Source organism: Solibacillus kalamii, assembly GCF_002174535.1.
Classification (GTDB): domain Bacteria; phylum Bacillota; class Bacilli; order Bacillales_A; family Planococcaceae; genus Solibacillus; species Solibacillus silvestris.
Genome location: NZ_NHNT01000001.1, coordinates 39414 through 58526, shown reverse-complemented (window position 1 = coordinate 58526; position 19113 = coordinate 39414). Strand labels below are relative to the sequence as shown.

Below are 19113 nucleotides of genomic sequence, written 5' to 3'. Positions count from 1 at the left end.
CATGTTCTCTACTCAAAATATGATTCGTAATTGAAAAGGTGAAAAAATGAAATTTAATTATAAAATTACAGATGCTGGTTGGGCTAGATGCGAACTGGAATCGTCAAATCAACAATTTTCATTTGAGGCTAGTTGTATTTCTGATGCATTGAAAGAATTTTTAGAAGCTATCTTGCGGTTGAATCCAGATATTGATTCAGAGTTTTATGAAGATGAAACAGAATGTAGTTGGCATCAAGAGCCAGGTTTAATTGAGTGGGAATTCAATATTTCCGATATAAAAAGCACTGAAGAAAATCTATTTTTTACAGTGAAACAATATGAAGATGATAGTAGAAAGCATCGTCCATTCATTAATATGAAATTTTCATGTAATTACGATAAATTCGTGGCATCAATAGTAACAAGTTTAGAAGCTCTCCTAACAGAGTTTGGTCTAGTCGGTTATTCGGAAATGTGGGATGGTGCCGATTTCCCAATAGCTTATTACTTAAAGTTAAAACAATACACTATAAATAAATCGGTTTATCCAACCATTACAGAAACGACTGACGATAGCTTAAAAACAACAACAAGCCTGGATTATGAATTAAATTTAATTGTGAAAAACCTAAATATTTAACTATTATACAAAGCGATAAATTTTGGGAGCTACAAACCTTTGGCTATTAATTAATAAAATCTTATACAGTTCTCATACAAAAAACGTTCCCAAATCAAAGTTTGGGGTCAACAGAAAAACCGGTAAACGTGTAGCATTTTAACAAAGTTCGATTAAAAGTAAGTTGCAAACGCTGATTTTATACAGAAAGAAACCAACTGTTTTGAAACAAAGTTTGATCAAAACAGTTGGTTCTTTATTTATCTAGTTTGGTTCTTATAAAAAATTTTGATGATTTCGGGATGCGAATATTCAATTAAAGCGCCCGATTGTTGAAGATTGTTTTTCAACTAAAATCCTGCAAGTGAAGTAAGACAATAATAAATACAGGCATACTAACTTTATAAATATGAGATTTTTACTATCACCAATAATTCTCCATTAAAATTGTCGACCAATTAGGTTGCTTTACATTTCCTTTAGGTAAAAATTCATTCATTACAGGTTTTATATCAATTATTGGCGTGCCATCAATAGCATCTAATCCTTTTACAATTAATTGTCTATTTTTCACCTCAATAAGTTCTATAATTGTAACACCTAATTTGTTCGGTCTGTTTTTTCCACGTTGTGCAAATATCCCAACCAACGGAAAATCTTTATTGTTTCTTGGATGTCTTGCTTCATATTGAATCTTATTATCTTCTACTTTATTAAAGTAAAAAAGTATTTCTAAATGCGAAAACTCTTCTATACCTTTTATCGATGATATATCTATGTTCTCAGCTAATTCAATTGTGGATAGAATCGACCCCCAATTATCATCCAAAATCTCTTTTCTATTATTGTTTACAAAAGCAACTGGTTTAATGACATATGACATAATTACCCCCTGTGTTTCTATATATAAAATTTAAACAAAAACATTGTTTAGGACACTTTAAAATAGTAATTGTTGCTTTCTAAGTCTTTATGAAGATCATCACCTTTCCTTAACATTTCGAGTTGAATATGTCTTGCAGCTTTTTTATTATGGAAACTGATGCTTTTTAACTCTATATTATCTGGAAAGTTTAGTTATAATCCTTATATTCCAAATATTACAACAAAAAATATATAAGTAAATCTTAAATTAATTATCAATAAACATAAGTTTATCTTATGAACCTTTCCTTAAATAAAACCATAACTTTCAATTCCAATACATACCTAACTTATTAATTAAGAGCCTAGAACCACTCCACAACAATATGGCCCTATAACGGAAAAATGCGATCTTCTTATTACTTTCAGTTAAATGAGCATTCCATTTCGTGGCCTTATCTGATTCTTTATTTTCTAAAAAACTTTGAATAATAATTTTAAAGTTAGGGCTATAAGGATACTTTTCGTCTTTGCATAAATTTAGAGCCTTTTCAAAATATACATTCGCATTGTTTAAATCATTTAATTTACGATACATTAAACCAATATAAATTAATCCGCTACCCATTTCTAATTTTGATAACGGCTCTTCTATTGCTAATTCCATTATTTTTATTGCCTTTTTTCTAAAACCAAAAATTTCGTAACGATTCGCTTTACTTACGTATTTTTTATATCTGTTCATTGTCACTACTCCTCAACAATACTACCTCTACCTAACCTAAAGGAATTTACTACAATTATAACTCTGTTTACTTATTCAGCTAACCTATTCCGTGCTTTTATACTTGCTGGGCATGATTTTTAATTTACATAAAAACTTGTATAGCAATTCTTTAATCGTTATAAATCTGCATCTTTTTTTACACTCCCCCAAAAAATGTTATTCCACAATATGGCCCGATTGTGGAATAAGAAAACTGCATTCCATACAGCTTTTTTATGTGCTGCAAATAAAACAGGTCCTGGGGATACAACAATTCGTAATGGCATTCAGTGTGCAAAAGTAATTGACAAGATGCTATTTCTAAAAAAAGGAAAGCTAGGGTAACTCCCTAGCTTTCCTTTCTATCTATGCTATATTTGCACCAATCCATAAAAACGAAACAATTAGATTAACATTTAAACTAGTAAAAAGCAAACCCAATATTGGTAAAGTCTTTTTTTCATTTAAAGTACGGAAACAGAAAACAGCCAACACAATAGAACAAATTGTGCCAAGACCAATAAATGCTAGAATCACTGGCGTAAGTGTTTCAGAAGTTGCTCTAGTTATTGGATCTAATAGAAACATAGCTGCTGTTACTAATACACTTGATATTAAAAATAAATAACTTTTCCAAGAGTGTTTTTTAGCTGACATTGTGAATTGTAACCTCCAATCCCAATTAATTAACACTTTTTATTTTACCATTAATTTTACAAGAGTTCGATAACAAACTAATTTCAGAGGCGCTTCAGACATTCGGAATCCAGCGATCACTAAGCATGAAGGGATGTCCGTACGATAACGCCGTGGCTGAAGCGACATTTAAGCTATTTAAAAAAAATTCGCTAATCAAGCTCACTTCACCTCTCTTGAACAGCTCGCTCTTGAACTTGGGGATTACGTCCATTGGTTTAACAACTTACGAATTCACGGAACACTTGGCTATTTAACGCCTGTGGAATTCAAACTGCAACCCTTATAATTTTTGTCCAGTTTAGTGTTGACATTCCAATCTTTATTAAAAGACCACAATAAAAGTTTGATTATATATAATCAAACTCAAATCATCTAAATATAAGGTCTGGTTTTATTTTATTATACTATTTACCTTATATTATGACGAATATGGAGTTTACTTTTTAGAGCGTTGTTCCACATTATCGGTGAAAAGTTCTACATTCGCCAGGACACTTTCTACTTTGCCCCCGAAACATTCTACATACTCTCATGAATGAGCGAATAAAATGAATAGGTTCTACATTTCAGCAGTTTTGTTCCACATTCCATTAAAAATTTTCTACATTCGGCCGGAAACATTCTACTTTCCCCACAACATGTTCTACATTCACCCACAACTTGGCGAATAAATCCCCCACCCCAGGACGACAATGATTTTGTTCTTGATTATAGGCAATGTTCTGCTACCATTTAGTAAGGGAATATTTAACAGAAGTTAGAAGGTGAACGCATTGAATAATTTAAATAAATTTTTATTGGCGCTTTGGGGGATTTCACTCGCTTTATTATTTATTGTCGTTGCGACAGTCGATCAGGACAAAACGATTATTGTCGCAGAAGGACAAATGAATATCGAGGAGCCCATACCGTCGCCAACAATAAATATAGAGAATGATATAAAAGACAAAAACGAGCCAATTAGTGAACGTGAGCAACAAGCGCCAAAAGAATCGATTCGTCTTGCAATGGCGGGGGATATTTTACTGCACTTAAGACTTGCGGAATATAATGATTTTACTTCATCTTTTTCAGCAGTGACACAGATGATGCAAAGCTATGATTTTCTGATCGCCAATCAGGAATCGCCTCCTGTCGGAAATGAATATCCACTAAGCGGCTATCCATTATTTTCGAGTCCGCCCCATATTATTCGGGATATTCAACATGCAGGAGTCGATTTAGTCACAATCGCCAATAATCATATTATCGATCAAGGGGAAAATGGAATGAGTACCGTCTTTAACAATCTTGAAGACTACCATATGCCTTATGTAGGGGCTTATAAAAATGAAGATGACAGGTCTACACAACGTATTATGGAAATCGGATCGATAAAAATTGGACTGCTTGCCTACACATATGGGACAAATGGACTTTATTTGCCACAGGAATCGCCATTTCTCATAAATTATATTGATGAAGCGAAAATAAAAGCGGAGGTCGAGGAATTAAAACAATCGGTCGATGTTGTAGCAGTATCGATGCATTGGGGATCGGAATATGTGTATGAAGCAAATGACAACCAAAAACATTATGCAGATATATTAAATGAAGCGGGAGCAGATATCATTTTCGGGACCCATCCGCATGTCCTGCAACCGTATGACAAGCTCATCAATGAACAGGGACAGGAGACGCATATTTTTTATTCGCTTGGTAATTTCTTTTCAACAATTATAACGATCCCGAACACAATGATCGGCGGAATCGCGAGCCTTGAAATTACTAAGGAAGGCGACCGGATTACTATAGATGAACCTGAGCTTTATGCCACTTCTGTATTACTGGATGCAGATGGAACTTATCGGGTTTATCCATTAAAAGATGTGGAACAGCGCTCTGTCAAAAATTTGCAGTGGGTAGAGCAAATCATGGGCCAACATGTAACCGTTTATTAAACTTTTCTAGCAATTGTGCGGTATAATAGAGATACGAAAGAAATAAAAGGATGTGCAACAGATGCTACATAAATGGGAAGGCATCGTTTTAAAGGCGCGTGCTTATGGTGAATCCAATAAAATCGTGACTCTGATGACACGTGAAGCCGGTAAAGTCGCGTGTATGGCACGTGGGGCGAAAAAACCTACGAGTCGTTTGGCAGGTGTAACGCAAACATTTATGCATGGCTCGTTTTTAGTCCAGCGAACATCAGGCATGGGGACCTTGCAGCAAGGGGAACATTTCAATTCGATGCGCCACATCCAAACAGATATTGTGGCAACAGCTTATGCAAGCTACATCGTGGAAATTGTCGATCGCCTCGTTGAAGAAGGCAGACCGGAACCTTATGCTTTTGATATATTAATTCAGGCATTGAATGCAATTGAAGAAGGATATGATCCTGAAGCGATTACATTGTTTGTCGATTGGAAAATGCTCCCGTTTGCAGGGATCCAGCCGATTTTGCATGCATGTGCAGGGTGTGGAGCTGTTGAGGGGGAATTTGCTTTTTCATTTACACAAGGCGGATTTATATGTCATCGATGCTTCCATTTGGACCCGTATATTATCAGGTTGTCACCAACACAGCTCAAGCTGATCCGCATGTTTTATACAGTGCCGATTGAGCAAGTCGGCAAGCTGGAGTTAAAACCGCAAACGAAGCAATTTATAAAGAAAATCGTGACGACAATCTATGAAGAACAAACGGGAATTCGTCTGAAATCACGTAACTTCATCGAACAACTGGAGCGTACACCATTACTGCAGCGTGAAAAGAAGGAAGAGGAATAAAATTATTGCTATTCCATTTTAAGACGGCAAAGTCTAGATTAAAAGAGTTGATTGAAATGAAGGGGAGGCGACTCCAGCGGAAACAGCCCGACTTCTGAGACTACAGGCTCAGACCGGGCCCGCGGAAAGCGTCCGTCCCGAAATGGAGATCAACCCCTGTTTAAACACCGGGAAAATTATTGCCTAGGAAATAAAGCGAGCCGAAAGCGTAGAATCGCGCAGACTTGCTTTCTTTTGTTAAGGAGGGAAACACAATGCGCCAATTTGAAAATGAGCAGTTAACCGTATTTCAAAGTGTGTTATATCAAACGACATCAGCGGTAATCAAAACAAAGCAGGCATTAATCGTAACCGATCCTAACTGGCTGCCGAACGAAATTGCCGAAATAAAAACCTATATCGAGTCGATTATTGAAGATCGGAAATTGTATCTTATTTATACACATAGTGATTATGATCATATTATTGCAGCAGGCGCATTTCCGCATGCGACAACAATTGCAAGTGAAGCTTTTGTCAAGCGGGCGAATAAAGAAGAGGTATTGGAACAAATCCGTCAGTTTGATGCCCAGTACTATATTGATAGAGATTATTCTATTATCTATCCTCACATAGACATCGTGATTAAAGAAGATGGCCAAACAGTTGAGCTGCCGGATATAACGTGTAGCTTTTACTTATCACCAGGGCATACGGCAGATGGGTTATTTACAGTTTTGGAGCCGTTCGGTATTTTATTGGCGGGGGATTATTTATCGGATGTCGAGTTTCCTTTTATTGAAGAATATGAAACCTATTTAGCAACAATCCAAAAGGCGCAAAAAATTATATCGGATAAAAAAGTTGAAGTTGTTGTGCCAGGACATGGGACAACGACAAATAACCGAAGTGAAATCCAGAAACGAATCGATGCATCGTTATTATATTTAAATAATTTACCAAGCGGTAATGTCGATGAAACGGAATTGCAGAAACAATATCCGTTTTATAAAGGATTAAAAGAAATGCACGAGCTCAATAAAAAAATATTCAACAAAAATAGCCACAGGATTTAAGAGATAGAACTTAAATTCTTTGGCTATTTTTTTGTGCATCTAGCGGTTATCCAGTTCATTCATCCGCTCCAGCACTCGTCGCTTGCGGTACAGCATCATGCCTGCCTCGGCAATATCTTCAATCATTGACTTATTAATAAAGGCGCCGAAAATCATACCTGCTACAGGAATCATTTGAAAGAGCTTTTTCATACCAAAATTGTCCCGGTACGTAAAGAAGACTTCCTGCCAGCCTTGTAACTGAGAAACCATATTTTCTGCCGCGTTAGGTTTTTCATAATGCTGTGCCAGCTCATTTAATATCGCTTCTTTGCCGACAACATCAGAAGAAGCAAATTGCAGACACTTTACGATGAAAATACGCTCGGCTTTTTCATTTGGATCATAACCATGGATCATCGCAATTTCCTGCAATGTTTTTAACGCAATCCCTAGAATGACAGGAATATCGAGCGCCAATGTAAACACACCACCAAAGCCGGCGGATGCTCCTTGTACGGTTGCAATATTTGCACGGTTTTTTTGTAGCTTTTCACTCAGTTCCACCATATCTTCAATTGGCATTTGTCCAATATCCTCTAATGTGGAAACGGAATGCAGCGTATGTTTTTGAATATGACGCATCATCGATTTTTCGCTTACTAAATATTTTCCGCCGGTTTGAACATAACTCACCAGTTCGTCGATTAAAACGGATATTTTCTCTTGAATGAATTTCGGTGTTAATTTATCGAGTATTTTAAATGGGATGCGGCCAATCTTTTCCCAAAACCATAAACCGCTTTGATCTTTCTCCCATTGTTGGATTGTTAATAAGTGATTTTCCAGCTGCTGTTGTGTTTCCATGAATCGCCCTCCTGATGGACATGTTACTTATTTTACGTTCCTAAATGAAAAAGGTTTCAGCGAGTCATTCGAATTGTGTCAGCAATGGGATGATATCTTCTTTTAACCGCTCATAAAACTCTGCTTCAAGTTTTAAGTGTTCATGATGGTGCATTTGTTCAAAAAGAGTAAACATCGCTTCGATTTTTTCTTTAGAAAAGCGGAAGTGGTGATTAAAGTGGTTGCGCTTATTATGGTCGCTTAAATGCATATAGCCTCGGATTATTGTAAATAATTGATGGTATTTTTTTTTTGCCAGTTCATACGCTTCTCGACTTAACCGACCAAGTGCATTGCTCGGATCGTCAAATTTTCTGTAAAATGACTGTGCTTCACGATAAGTTTCAAGTTTCATATTCGCCGTGTAGAGGATGTGATGCTGTGCGCGGTGTTCCGGGCATTCAAAGTGGAGTATAGCTTTAACGAGATGTGAAATTTTATCGAAAGTGTCTAAAGTTGTGGCGGTGCTGTCCTTTAACTGAAAAAACATGTAACCCCTCCATCTATTCTTTATTAGATTATATCGTTTTTTTACATTAATTATCTAAATAATCAAAATATTAATAAGGTTAAATTCTTTATATATCACAAAATAGATTGATAAATGATAGGTTCTCGATAATGCACATTTTTTCTGCAATAATCAATGATATTGTACAAAAGTTTTGACAATTCGGAAAAATTTATTTTATAATATCGTTATTAGAAAGTGGTTACACAATATGCGTAATTGGAGGTAAAGTTATGAATCTACCGAATATACAATTTACAGAAGAACAAAAGCAGTTTAGACAGGAAGTGCGAAGTTTTTTAAAGCAACATATTGAAAAGGGGACATTTGAAACACGCTGTGACTCATGGCTTAGCGGCTCTGACCCTTCTTTTTCAAAACTAGTGGCAGAGCAGGGATGGATCGGAATGACCTGGCCAAAGCAATATGGTGGCAGTGAGCGCAGTACAATTGACCGCTATATTTTAACGGAAGAGTTTTTGGCATTTGGCGCGCCGGTAGCCGCACACTGGTTTGCAGATCGTCAGACAGGACCATTGCTGTTGCGTTTTGGTACAGACTACCAGAAGGAATTTTTCCTGCCGAAAATTGTGAAAGGTGAATGCTTTTTCGCTATCGGTTTAAGTGAACCGAACAGTGGATCGGATTTGGCATCCGTTGCAACACGTGCGGAAAAAGTGGAGGGCGGCTGGATTGTGAATGGTGCAAAAACTTGGTCCAGTAATGCCCATGATGCACATTACATGGTAACGCTCATACGTACAGAACCATTAGGTGAGAAAAAGCATGAAGGTCTTTCGCAATTTATTATCGATTTAAAAGGTGAAGGTGTGACGATTGCGCCAATTCGTTATTTAACAGGAGAACCGCATTTTAACGATGTCTACTTGGATAATGTATTTGTTCCGGATGAAATGGTAGTAGGGACACTAGGTAACGGGTGGAAGCAAGGTTTGGCAGAGCTGGCATTTGAACGCAGTGGGCCAGAGCGAATTTTAAGTACATTCCCGCTTTTAAACGAGGTAATTGAACAACTGAAGATTAAGAGAGATCTAGTGGGTCTAGAAGAAGCGACGAAGCTTGTTGCTGAACTGTGGTCATTACGCAACTTATCAATTGGGGTTGCAAAAGTATTGGAAGAAGGCGGCGAAGTTGCGATACCGGCAGCACTTGTAAAAAGTATCGGCACGAAGTTTGAACAGAAAATCCCTGAAATCATCCGCCTGATGCTTGATGTGTATCCAAACTTGCATAGTGACAATAGGGTCGAGCGATATTTGGCTGAATCTATTTTACATGCACCAGGCTTTACAATTCGTGGCGGAACATCAGAAGTTCTGTATGGAATTTTAGCGAAGGGGGTTATTGCACAATGAGCGAAATTAAAGAAATGGTCTTAGAAGTAGTTGAAAAGATTTTTAAAGATAAAGTCGAAAAAGAAACAGTTGATCTTTTGGAGGAGAATAAATGGGCCGAAGATGTTTGGCAGCTGTTGCTTGATAATGAACTCCATCATGTAGTTGTAAGTGAGGAAGATGGAGGAGCAGGTGGGGATATTGAAGATTTATTGGCACTGTATGAACTTATAGGTAAATATGCTGTACCTGTTCCGTTTATTGAGCATACGTTAGCCAATTTTTTATTGCAGCAAGTGGACATAAAGGGATTTGAGCAGTTAACTACCTACAGCATTACAACCCCGCTGCAGTTAAAGGACAATGCTTTATCCGGTACATTAAAGCATGTCGGGTGGGCCCAGTATGCCGAAAAAATTGTGGCGGTTGCACAGGAAGATGCGCAGCAGTTTATCATTGTTGCAGACTTACAAGATGCACTGATGAAAAACAGCACAAACTTGGCAGCCGAACCACGTTCAGAAGTCGTATTCGAAAATATGAAAGCGCTTCAAAAAGTGCCGGTTTCAGCAAAGCAGTATGAGCAATTTAAAAAGTTAGTTACAGCGGCATCTGTCAGCAAAATGAGCGGAGCACTAACAACCGCATTCCAGCTGAGTGTTCAGTTTAGCAAAGAACGCGAACAATTCGGCCGTCCAATTCACCGGTTCCAGCTTGTGCAGCAGCATTTAGCGAATATGGCAGGAGAACAGACGCTTATGACAGTGGCCGTCAATAATATCCAAACATTATTGGCAGCTGGGCGAGAAGAAAGCGAAGTGGCGTATGCACGCTTGCGAATGGATGATGCGAGTCGTGCAGTGGCAACTTCTGCGCACCAAGTTCATGCAGCAATCGGTGTGACACATGAACATCGCCTCCACCATTATACGCGCCGCTTATGGGCTTGGCGAGACGAAGAATTTACGGCACGCTACTGGAAAAAACAGTTGGCACAGCAACTGCTGGAAACAAAAATGGACTTGTGGGAAAGCATTACAGATGAAGTAGAAACGCATGTACATGCATAAGGAGGAAAAACAATGTCGGATTTATTATTTGAAGTGAAGGACCATATTGCAACAATAACACTGAATCGCCCGGAAAGTTTAAATGCATTTAGCGAAGAAATGATCCTTTCGTGGATTAAAGCGCTGGAAGAAGTGCGTGACAATGATGACATTCGAGCTGTCATTTTGAAAGGAAACGGCAAAGCATTTTGCGCAGGCGGAGATATAAAAGCAATGGTGGCGGGCCAGGGCTTTTACCATAGTGAGGAAGATATTACTTCAACAGCGTTGGCCCGGAAAAATTCTTTATGGAAAAAGGTGCAGCGCGTACCTTTATTACTTGAAGAAATCGATAAACCGGTCATTGCGCAGATGCACGGCTTTGCAATGGGTGCAGGTCTTGATATGGCATTAATGTGCGATATCCGTATTGCTGCACAGTCTGCGAAGTTCTCTGAAAGCTATATTAATGTAGGGATTGTTCCTGGTGATGGCGGTGCTTACTTTTTACCTCGCCTCGTCGGTATCGATAAGGCACTTGACATGTTATGGACAGCGCGTGTCTTAACGGCAGAGGAAGCAAAGGAAGCATGTCTCGTAACATTTGTTGTGAATGATGAGGATTTGGAAAGCTTTACACAAAGTTATGCGGAGAAACTGGCAAATGGTCCAATTGAAACGATCAAAATTATTAAGCGCGCTGTTTACCAAAGCCAATCAATGAGTCTTCGTTCTTCACTTGACTATATTTCGTCAAAAATGGGCTTAGTAACAGAATTACCAGCATACGAAGAAGGAGTCAAAGCGATAGTAGAAAAGCGAAAAGCCGTTTTCAAATAATACAGTGCAAATGGGGGGACGCGGATGAAGAAAAAATTTCTCGCAATAGTATCAATGGCTGCTATGTTGCTTGTAGGTTGCCAAAGTAATGTTGAGCGTTATGGGGAGCCGCTTATTTTTACAACAGGTACAACAACAGGTGTTTTCTATTCACTTGGAGCAGGAATTTCAACGATGTGGACAAATGAACTGGAAAAGCGAGTCGCTTCACAAGCATCAAATGGAAGTATTGAAAACTTGAATTTAATGCGTAAAGGTGAGGCGAATATTTCATTTACGACGGTAAATATCGCCTATGAAGCATACAACGGTGTTGGAAGCTTTGAAGGAAAACAATATGAAGATGTTCGTATATTAGGAAACTTATATCCTAATATCAGTCACATTATTGTGAAAAACGATGAGAAATACAATTCGATTGAAGATTTAAAAGGAACAAGCTTCGTATTCGGAGCTGCGGGAAGTGCGACTGAGGTAGAATCCCGTCTCGTCCTTGAAGCACATGGTATTGGAGAAAAGGATATTAAAGCAAACTATGTTGGCTTTACAGAAGCGACAGATTTAATGCGAAATGGTCAAGTGGAAGGTGTCAATATATACACAGGTGTACCGGCAGCTGCTGCGACAGAGCTGATCTCAACAGTGGATTCAAAAGTTTTAAGCTTTTCTGACAGCGCCATTGACCATTTAGTAGAGGAATACCCTTGGAACTTTGCTTATACGATCGAGCCAAACACATATGATAAACAGCCGGAAGCGATACAAACTGTCGGTCAGTACAGCACGATCGTAATTGACGAAAGTGTGAATGAAGAAACCGTTTATCAGTTAACGAAAGAGCTATGGGAAAACTTGAACTTACTGCAAAAATCATTCAGCATTGCGAAGCAGTTCAGTCCGGAAAGCGCGGTTGCGGGAACGGCGGATATACCGCTACATCCGGGTGCAGAGCGCTATTATCGTGAAATTGGTGTAATCGATTAAAAGTAAAGGACAAGGAGGGGACGGTATGGCAGAAAAAGTACTTGAGAAAGATGAAATTCAACAATTAATGGACCTTGAAGATAAAAATATCAATTCTCGTAATTATGTTGGTATATTTGGAAAAATCGTGATTGGCGTTGCAATCATCTGGTCCATCTTCCAAATATATATGAGCAGTATCGGTGTGATGGAAGCGACAAAATTTCGTGCGTGGCATTTAGGGTTTTTGCTTTTATTTAGTTTTATTTATTATCCTGCTACAAAGAAAAGTGTTGGGACGAGAAAGTTGCCTACATGGTTTGACAGCATCTGTATTACATTATCAATTTTCGTGACACTTTATTTCGTTATTATTTACGATATTTTAGTTCGAGACCGTGCAGGAGAAAATACGATTCTTGATTTATGGGTCGGCGGCATAGCGATCGTATTATTATTTGAGGCTGCACGTCGCGTTGTCGGCAATGCGCTGACATTAATTGCACTGTTTTTCCTTGCCTACAATTTCTTTGGAGCCTATATACCAGGAATTTTAGGGCATTACGGATTTAGCCTTGAGCGGATCATCAACATTATGTTCTGGGGCGGGCAAGGAATTTTCGGAACAGCTCTAGGTGTTTCGGCAACATATATTTTTATTTTCGTACTGTTTGGTGCCTTTTTAAAAAACAGCGGGTTTTCGGATTTTATCAATGACTTGGCACTGACAATTGCGGGCCGTACAGCAGGCGGACCTGCTAAAGTTGCAGTATTTGCAAGTGCGTTGATGGCCACAATCAGCGGGAGTGCTGTAAGTAATGTTGTAACAACTGGTACAGTGACAATCCCGATGATGAAAAAGGCCGGCTATTCGAAAAAATTTGCCGGGGCTGTTGAGGCGGTTGCTTCAACAGGTGGCTTAATTGCACCACCGGTAATGGGTGCAGCAGCCTTTATTATGGCGGAGTATTTAGGTGTTGCGTATTCGGTTGTTATGCTGGCAGCAGTTGTACCAGCAATACTTTACTATTTAACATTGTTTATGATTGTGCACTTTGAAGCGAAAAAAATGGGGTTATCGGGAATTTCAAAAGAGAATATTCCGGTAGCAATGCAAGTTCTTAAAAATGGGGGTCACTTATTAATCCCTTTATTTATTTTATTATTTATGCTGTTTGCAGGCTATTCGCCGTTATATGCGGCAATCTTCGCGCTATTTTCTATCGTGCCGACAGCAGCCATTCGCAAACATACACGTATGAATCTGAAAGCGGTTATCGATTCTGTTGTTGAAGGGGTCAAAGGAGCGATTAGTGTAGGAATTGCCTGTGCGATCGTAGGGATTGTTATTGCGACGATCACGCTAACAAGTATCGGTTTGATCATCGGAAACAACGTATTAAGTTTTGCTGGAGACAGTGTCATGCTGGCAGCTATTTTAACAGCGGTAATCAGTATTATTTTAGGAATGGGGATTCCGGCAACAGCTGCCTATATTATTGTTGCAACAATTTCTGTACCGATTTTAACACAATTAGGTGTACCGGCGATCGCAGCTCATATGTTTGCCTTCTACTTTGCTGCTTTATCGAGTATTACTCCACCTGTAGCATTGGCACCATATGCCGCAGCAGGTATCGCTGGCGAATCGCCGAATAAAGTATCATTTGAATCGGTTCGTCTCGGGTTGATCGGCTTTATTGTCCCGTTCTTCTTTATTTTTAATCCGGCGCTGCTGCTAACAGGCGGTACAACCGGAGAATACATTTTTGCAGCGATTACGGCTTGTATCGGTGGTGTATCGATTGCTGCCGGTATTAAAGGCTATTTATTCCGACATACGTATTTCATCGAGCGCCTCGTCTTTTTTGGCGCTGGGATTGCGTTAATGGATACTACGTTAATTTATAACTTAATCGCGTTAGCAGTAATTGCCGTTGCTGTTGCGACACAAATCATTTTGAAGCAGCCGGAACGGAAAATTGCACCATCGTTAATAAAAGAGTAGAAGAATTGAGGTGATGGGGATGCGCCCATTGGATAATGTTAAAATATTGGATTTATCGCGTGTGTATGCTGCTCCGGCAGGAACGATGATTTTAGCGGATTTAGGTGCTGAAGTCATTCGGGTCGAGCATCCGGCTGGTTCGGATAGTATGCGTGGTTGGGGACCATTTATAAATGGGGAAAGCACGTATTATATTTGTGCGAATCGCAATAAAAAATCAATCACATTAAATTTAAAAGACCAGTCCGATAAAGAAGTACTGCTTGATTTAGTAAAAGAAGCGGATGTCATTATCGATAATTTTAAAGCGGGCGATATGAAAAAGATGGGGCTCGATTATGAGCAGCTTAAGCAAATTAATCCGCGAATTATTCAATGCTCGGTGACCGGATTTGGTCAGACCGGGCCGCTCGCTGCAGAGCCGGGATTTGATCCGGTTATTCAGGCAATGAGCGGTTTAATGGATGTAACGGGACATCCTGATGGAGAAGCGACAAAAGTAGGGGTGCCAATTGCAGATATTTTAACATCCCACTATGTCGTAATTGGGATACTGTCGGCATTAAGAATGCGTGACATGACGGGCAAAGGTCAATTTATTGATCTGGCACTGCTTGATGTACAAATGAGTTCACTCGCAAATGTTGCAAGCGCGTATTTAAATACCGGCTTCAAGTCGAACCGTCTTGGCAACCAGCATAATAACGTAGCGCCATATCAGGTGTTTGAATGTTCGGATGGACCGCTCATGTTTTGTGTCGGCACTGAAGATCAGTTCAAAAAGTTTTGCAAGATGATTAATCGCGAGGGCTGGGTGACAGATGAGCGATTTAAAACAAATTCATTGCGCAAACAAAATGAAGACGTACTATCAGCTTATATTTCCGATATTACAAAAACGAAAACCCGTGATGAATGGCTCGAGCTTTTACAGCAGTATAAAATTCCTGGCGGACGTGTCAACACAATAGAGGAAGCATTTCAGCAGCCGCAAGTTGTCGCTCGGAATCTAGTAGGCGAGATCGAACATCCGTCATACGGGACAGTGAAATTTGTGAGAAACCCTTTACAACATTCGGAGCTTAATATTTCCTATGAATACGGGGCACCGCAGCTAGGGGAGCATACGGATGATTTGTTGAAAATTAATAAAAACTAGGAGTTGTTGGGCCAGAATTGGTGATTCCTATTGATTGATATCTATTGTTGATGGAAAAGTTAGGTGAAAAGTTTTATGACTTTTAACATAGCCCCTTCTTTTTTATATGAATGAGTTTTGCTACTATTAGGAAAAGGGGGGCTTTTGGGTGGAACAGCAAAAATTTGAAAAAATGTATTTAATGCAAACAGTTCAAAAAACAATTGTAATATTGCGTGCCTTTACGAAAGAACAGCCAAAGCTTTCTTTAACTGAATTAAATAAAAAGACAGGAATCGGGCTATCTAGCTTGCAACGCTTTGTTGCTACACTAGTATATGAAGGTTTTTTAATCCGGGATGATCGGACGAAGCAGTATCAGCTTGGCCTATCGTTAATCCACTTAGGGAAGCTGGTTGAGGAAGAATCAAGCATCATTACGATTGCACAGCCCATTCTTCAGCAGCTGAATAAAGCGACGAAAGAAAGTATTTCGATGAGCATTATTGACGGTAATGAGCGCCGCTGTATTATGAATATCGAGAGTTCATATGCTTTATCGGCACGTAATCATGTTGGGGATACTTCACCGCTCTATGCCGGAGCCTCTGCTAAATCATTGCTGGCCTTTTTACCGCAGGAAGAAATTGATCAGTATTTGGATGAAGTGGCGATGGAGCACGTAACGGAAAATACGGTTGTCGATCGCGAGCAGTTGTTGGAGCAGCTGCAGGAAATTCGAAAACAGCAATATGTTTTTACACGTGCTGAACGCATTATCGGCGCCTGCTCATTCAGTACGGCGATTATTTCTAACGGGCGGCCGGTTGCATCAATTGCGATTATTATTCCGGAAGCGCGCTTTGATGAAGAGCAGTTTGATGAATTACGTGAACTCATTTTACATGCAAAATTCGATATTGAAAAACAGCTGAATAAATAAAACAATCCAACCGGGTGTAGAACGGTTGGATGTTTTTTGTTAAATTAAAAAACACTTTCTGCTCAAAACGAACAGAAAGTGTCTTATAAAATTAGAATTGTAAATGTTTTTCGATATAAGCTTTTACTTCAGCGATCGGCATACGGATTTGTTCCATTGAATCGCGGTGACGAACTGTTACTTGACCGTCTTCTTTTGAATCGAAATCGTACGTAATACAGAATGGTGTGCCGATTTCATCTTGGCGGCGGTAACGTTTACCGATCGATTGTGACTCATCGTAATCAACCGGGAATGCTTTACGCAAGTCAGCCCAAACGTCGCCAGCTTCTTCAGATAACTTTTTAGAAAGTGGCAATACTGCTGCTTTAAACGGAGCTAGAGCAGGGTGGAAGCGTAATACCGTACGCGTATCATCGCCTTCTAATTGCTCTTCTTCATAAGCATCACATAAGAATGCCAATGTTACACGGTCTGCACCTAATGATGGCTCGATGCAGTATGGTACATAGCGCTCATTTGAAACAGGATCGATGTAAGTGAAATCTTCACCTGAATGTTCCATATGCTGCTTTAAGTCGTAATCTGTACGGTCTGCGATACCCCATAGTTCGCCCCATCCGAATGGGAAGCGGAATTCGATATCTGTTGTCGCATTTGAATAGTGTGAAAGCTCATCATCTTCATGGTCACGTAAACGCATTGAATCTTCTTTCATACCTAATGCAAGAAGCCAGTTTTTACAGAACTCTTTCCAGTATGAGTGCCATTCAAGATCTTCACCCGGTTTACAGAAGAATTCAAGTTCCATTTGTTCGAATTCACGAGTACGGAATGTGAAGTTACCTGGTGTGATCTCATTACGGAAAGATTTACCGATTTGTGCGATACCGAATGGTGTTTTTTTACGCATTGAACGCTGAACGTTTTTAAAGTTTACGAAAATACCTTGTGCTGTTTCAGGACGCAGGTAGATTTCGTTTGAAGAAGATTCAGTTACACCTTGGTGCGTTTTGAACATTAAGTTGAATTGGCGGATATCTGTGAAGTCGATTTTTCCGCAGTCAGGACAAGCTACTTCAAGCTCTTCCATTTTTTCTTTCATTTGATCGAAAGTCATACCGTCAACGATAATTTCTTTGCCTGTTTTTGTTAAAGAAGCATCTTCAATCAATTTATCTGCACGGTGACGCGCTTTACATGCTTTACAGTCGATCATCGGGTCGTTGAAGTTGCCTACGTGACCAGATGCAACCCATGCTTTAGGATTCATCAAAATCGCAGCATCCAAGCCTACGTTATGTTCTGATTCCTGAACGAATTTTAGCCACCAAGCTTTTTTTACGTTGTTTTTAAGTTCTACACCAAGTGGACCGTAATCCCAAGTGTTTGCTAAACCACCGTAAATATCAGATCCAGGAAATACGAATCCGCGGTGTTTTGCTAATGATACAATTGTCTCCATTGATTTTTCTGCCATGAAAAAAACCTCCTATAAATATTTAATCAATTATGCCTCGGCATAATTGCGTCCAGATTTTTAGACCCACAGGATGTGGGTCAGTCAGCCGTTGTCACAGAATGTGACGTATTTAGGCTGACTTCTTTTTTCATCTAAAAAATCTGTGACATCTGCCAGAGCTTATTTTTATTCAGCGGGTGTATAAACACCCGCTGAATAAAAATAAAAGCACCCGTCTCCGGGCACAAAAGCTCTGCCCGGGGACGAGTGCATCAAGACGATGTACCCGCGGTTCCACCCCGCTTGTTTTTAAATAAATAAAAACCTCTTTTATAAAATAGCTCAGGGGTGCCGTTTCTCAATTCAATGTAGGCTTGCACTATCCCTACTCGCTTATGTTAGAATTGATACTTATAAATCCCTTCATCGCTTACATATTAATAATCATAAACAACAAGTGAGTTGTTCGGTAATATTGTAGCATGGGTTTGTTTTCTTCGCAATATAGAAGGAAATAGTATATAATAATTAATGAAAAAGTATAACATTATTTGAAGCGGGTGAGTCCAATCGAACTCAATAAACGTCAAGATGTAATCTTGCAAATTGTAAAAGAAAATGGCCCTATTACGGGCGAACATATCGCAGAGCGCCTTGGATTAACGCGCGCTACTTTGAGACCTGATCTAGCTATACTAACGATGGCTGGATTTTTAGATGCGCGTCCACGTGTGGGCTACTTCTATGCAGGCAAAAAAACAACGGCTGCCTTTACGGAATCAATGCTGAATTTAAAAGTAAAAGATTTCCAGTCAATCCCGGTAGTTGTTCCGGATGATATGACGGTGTATGATGCGATTATCCATATGTTTTCCGAGGATGTCGGAACACTATTCGTTATTGATAAAGATGAAATATTACAAGGTGTGCTGTCTCGAAAAGATTTACTGCGTTCCAGTATCGGAACACAGGATTTAAATAAAATGCCTGTGCATATAATAATGACGAGAATGCCGAACATCGCCTATTGTGTTAATTCGGATTCATTAATCGTGGCGGCTAAAAAGTTAATAGAACGAGAGATCGATTCCATGCCGGTTGTTGAAGAAACAGAGCGGGGATTAGTCATTACCGGACGGTTAACGAAGACGAATATTACACGTGCGTTTATTTCGTTAGCAGAAACGCATGATTTATAG

General features: G+C 39.3%; 18 protein-coding genes and 1 pseudogene. 13 read left to right on the top strand and 6 right to left on the bottom strand.

The window, feature by feature from the left end; all coding sequences use genetic code 11:
- Window positions 1–46 precede the first annotated feature (46 nt).
- Window positions 47–622 carry a hypothetical protein gene (locus CBM15_RS00305; RefSeq protein WP_087615320.1) on the top strand — a complete coding sequence of 192 codons (576 nt, stop codon included), beginning with the start codon at window positions 47–49 and terminating at the stop codon, window positions 620–622.
- A gap of 403 nt (window positions 623–1025) precedes the next feature.
- Here CBM15_RS00305 and CBM15_RS00300 read toward each other — a convergent pair whose 3' ends face one another.
- From CBM15_RS00300 to CBM15_RS00290, 3 genes are all read right to left on the bottom strand, one after another.
- On the bottom strand, window positions 1026–1484 hold the full coding sequence (locus CBM15_RS00300) for an SAM-dependent methyltransferase (RefSeq protein WP_087615319.1): 459 nt from the start codon (window positions 1482–1484) through the stop codon (window positions 1026–1028).
- A 309-nt stretch (window positions 1485–1793) separates the two neighbouring features.
- Window positions 1794–2210: a hypothetical protein gene (locus CBM15_RS00295; RefSeq protein ID WP_087615318.1), complete on the bottom strand. Its 417-nt coding sequence runs from the start codon at window positions 2208–2210 to the stop codon at window positions 1794–1796.
- A gap of 387 nt (window positions 2211–2597) precedes the next feature.
- Window positions 2598–2888 (bottom strand): hypothetical protein, encoded by a 291-nt coding sequence (locus CBM15_RS00290; RefSeq protein WP_087615317.1) that lies wholly within the window; start codon window positions 2886–2888, stop codon window positions 2598–2600.
- A gap of 59 nt (window positions 2889–2947) precedes the next feature.
- Here CBM15_RS00290 and CBM15_RS19425 point away from each other — a divergent pair.
- From CBM15_RS19425 to CBM15_RS00265, 4 genes and pseudogenes are all read left to right on the top strand, one after another.
- Window positions 2948–3216 (top strand): annotated as a pseudogene (locus tag CBM15_RS19425) (IS3 family transposase); the annotation flags it as partial.
- A 487-nt stretch (window positions 3217–3703) separates the two neighbouring features.
- On the top strand, window positions 3704–4870 hold the full coding sequence (locus tag CBM15_RS00275) for a CapA family protein (protein ID WP_087615316.1): 1167 nt from the start codon (window positions 3704–3706) through the stop codon (window positions 4868–4870).
- Between the two features lie 61 nt (window positions 4871–4931).
- Complete coding sequence (gene recO, locus CBM15_RS00270) at window positions 4932–5705, top strand: DNA repair protein RecO (RefSeq protein ID WP_087615315.1); 774 nt, start codon at window positions 4932–4934, stop codon at window positions 5703–5705.
- Between the two features lie 254 nt (window positions 5706–5959).
- Window positions 5960–6760, top strand: coding sequence for an MBL fold metallo-hydrolase (locus CBM15_RS00265; protein WP_087615314.1), 801 nt, complete (start codon window positions 5960–5962; stop codon window positions 6758–6760).
- A 39-nt stretch (window positions 6761–6799) separates the two neighbouring features.
- Here the strand turns inward: CBM15_RS00265 and CBM15_RS00260 are convergent, their stop codons facing one another.
- Together CBM15_RS00260 and CBM15_RS00255 are read right to left on the bottom strand one after the other, a co-directional pair.
- Window positions 6800–7606, bottom strand: a complete 807-nt coding sequence (locus CBM15_RS00260) for an EcsC family protein (protein WP_008403124.1) — start codon at window positions 7604–7606, stop codon at window positions 6800–6802.
- A gap of 64 nt (window positions 7607–7670) precedes the next feature.
- Entirely contained in the window at window positions 7671–8135 is a 465-nt protein-coding gene (locus CBM15_RS00255) for a hypothetical protein (protein ID WP_087615313.1), read from the bottom strand.
- A gap of 254 nt (window positions 8136–8389) precedes the next feature.
- Here CBM15_RS00255 and CBM15_RS00250 point away from each other — a divergent pair, with 254 nt between their 5' ends.
- The 7 genes from CBM15_RS00250 (at window position 8390) to CBM15_RS00220 (ending at window position 16452) form a co-directional block, all read left to right on the top strand.
- Entirely contained in the window at window positions 8390–9532 is a 1143-nt protein-coding gene (locus tag CBM15_RS00250) for an acyl-CoA dehydrogenase family protein (protein WP_087615312.1), read from the top strand.
- Window positions 9529–10581, top strand: coding sequence for an acyl-CoA dehydrogenase family protein (locus CBM15_RS00245; RefSeq protein WP_087615311.1), 1053 nt, complete (start codon window positions 9529–9531; stop codon window positions 10579–10581). The genes CBM15_RS00250 and CBM15_RS00245 overlap by 4 nt, the downstream gene beginning before the upstream one ends.
- A 12-nt stretch (window positions 10582–10593) precedes the next feature.
- Window positions 10594–11400 carry an enoyl-CoA hydratase/isomerase family protein gene (locus tag CBM15_RS00240; protein ID WP_087615310.1) on the top strand — a complete coding sequence of 269 codons (807 nt, stop codon included), beginning with the start codon at window positions 10594–10596 and terminating at the stop codon, window positions 11398–11400.
- A 24-nt stretch (window positions 11401–11424) separates the two neighbouring features.
- Window positions 11425–12384, top strand: coding sequence for a TAXI family TRAP transporter solute-binding subunit (locus CBM15_RS00235; RefSeq protein ID WP_087615309.1), 960 nt, complete (start codon window positions 11425–11427; stop codon window positions 12382–12384).
- Between the two features lie 25 nt (window positions 12385–12409).
- Window positions 12410–14371: a TRAP transporter permease gene (locus CBM15_RS00230; RefSeq protein WP_087615308.1), complete on the top strand. Its 1962-nt coding sequence runs from the start codon at window positions 12410–12412 to the stop codon at window positions 14369–14371.
- A gap of 19 nt (window positions 14372–14390) precedes the next feature.
- A complete protein-coding gene (locus CBM15_RS00225) occupies window positions 14391–15530 on the top strand; it encodes a CaiB/BaiF CoA transferase family protein (RefSeq protein ID WP_087615773.1) in 1140 nt (379 codons plus the stop codon).
- Window positions 15531–15678: 148 nt separating this feature from the next.
- Window positions 15679–16452, top strand: a complete 774-nt coding sequence (locus tag CBM15_RS00220) for an IclR family transcriptional regulator (protein WP_008403114.1) — start codon at window positions 15679–15681, stop codon at window positions 16450–16452.
- A 91-nt stretch (window positions 16453–16543) separates the two neighbouring features.
- On the opposite strand, the gene CBM15_RS00215 is transcribed toward CBM15_RS00220, so the two are convergent.
- Window positions 16544–17932 (bottom strand): glycine--tRNA ligase, encoded by a 1389-nt coding sequence (locus tag CBM15_RS00215; protein ID WP_008403113.1) that lies wholly within the window; start codon window positions 17930–17932, stop codon window positions 16544–16546.
- A gap of 542 nt (window positions 17933–18474) precedes the next feature.
- Between CBM15_RS00215 and ccpN the strand changes: the two genes are divergently transcribed.
- On the top strand, window positions 18475–19113 hold the full coding sequence (ccpN, locus tag CBM15_RS00210; RefSeq protein WP_008403112.1) for a transcriptional regulator CcpN: 639 nt from the start codon (window positions 18475–18477) through the stop codon (window positions 19111–19113).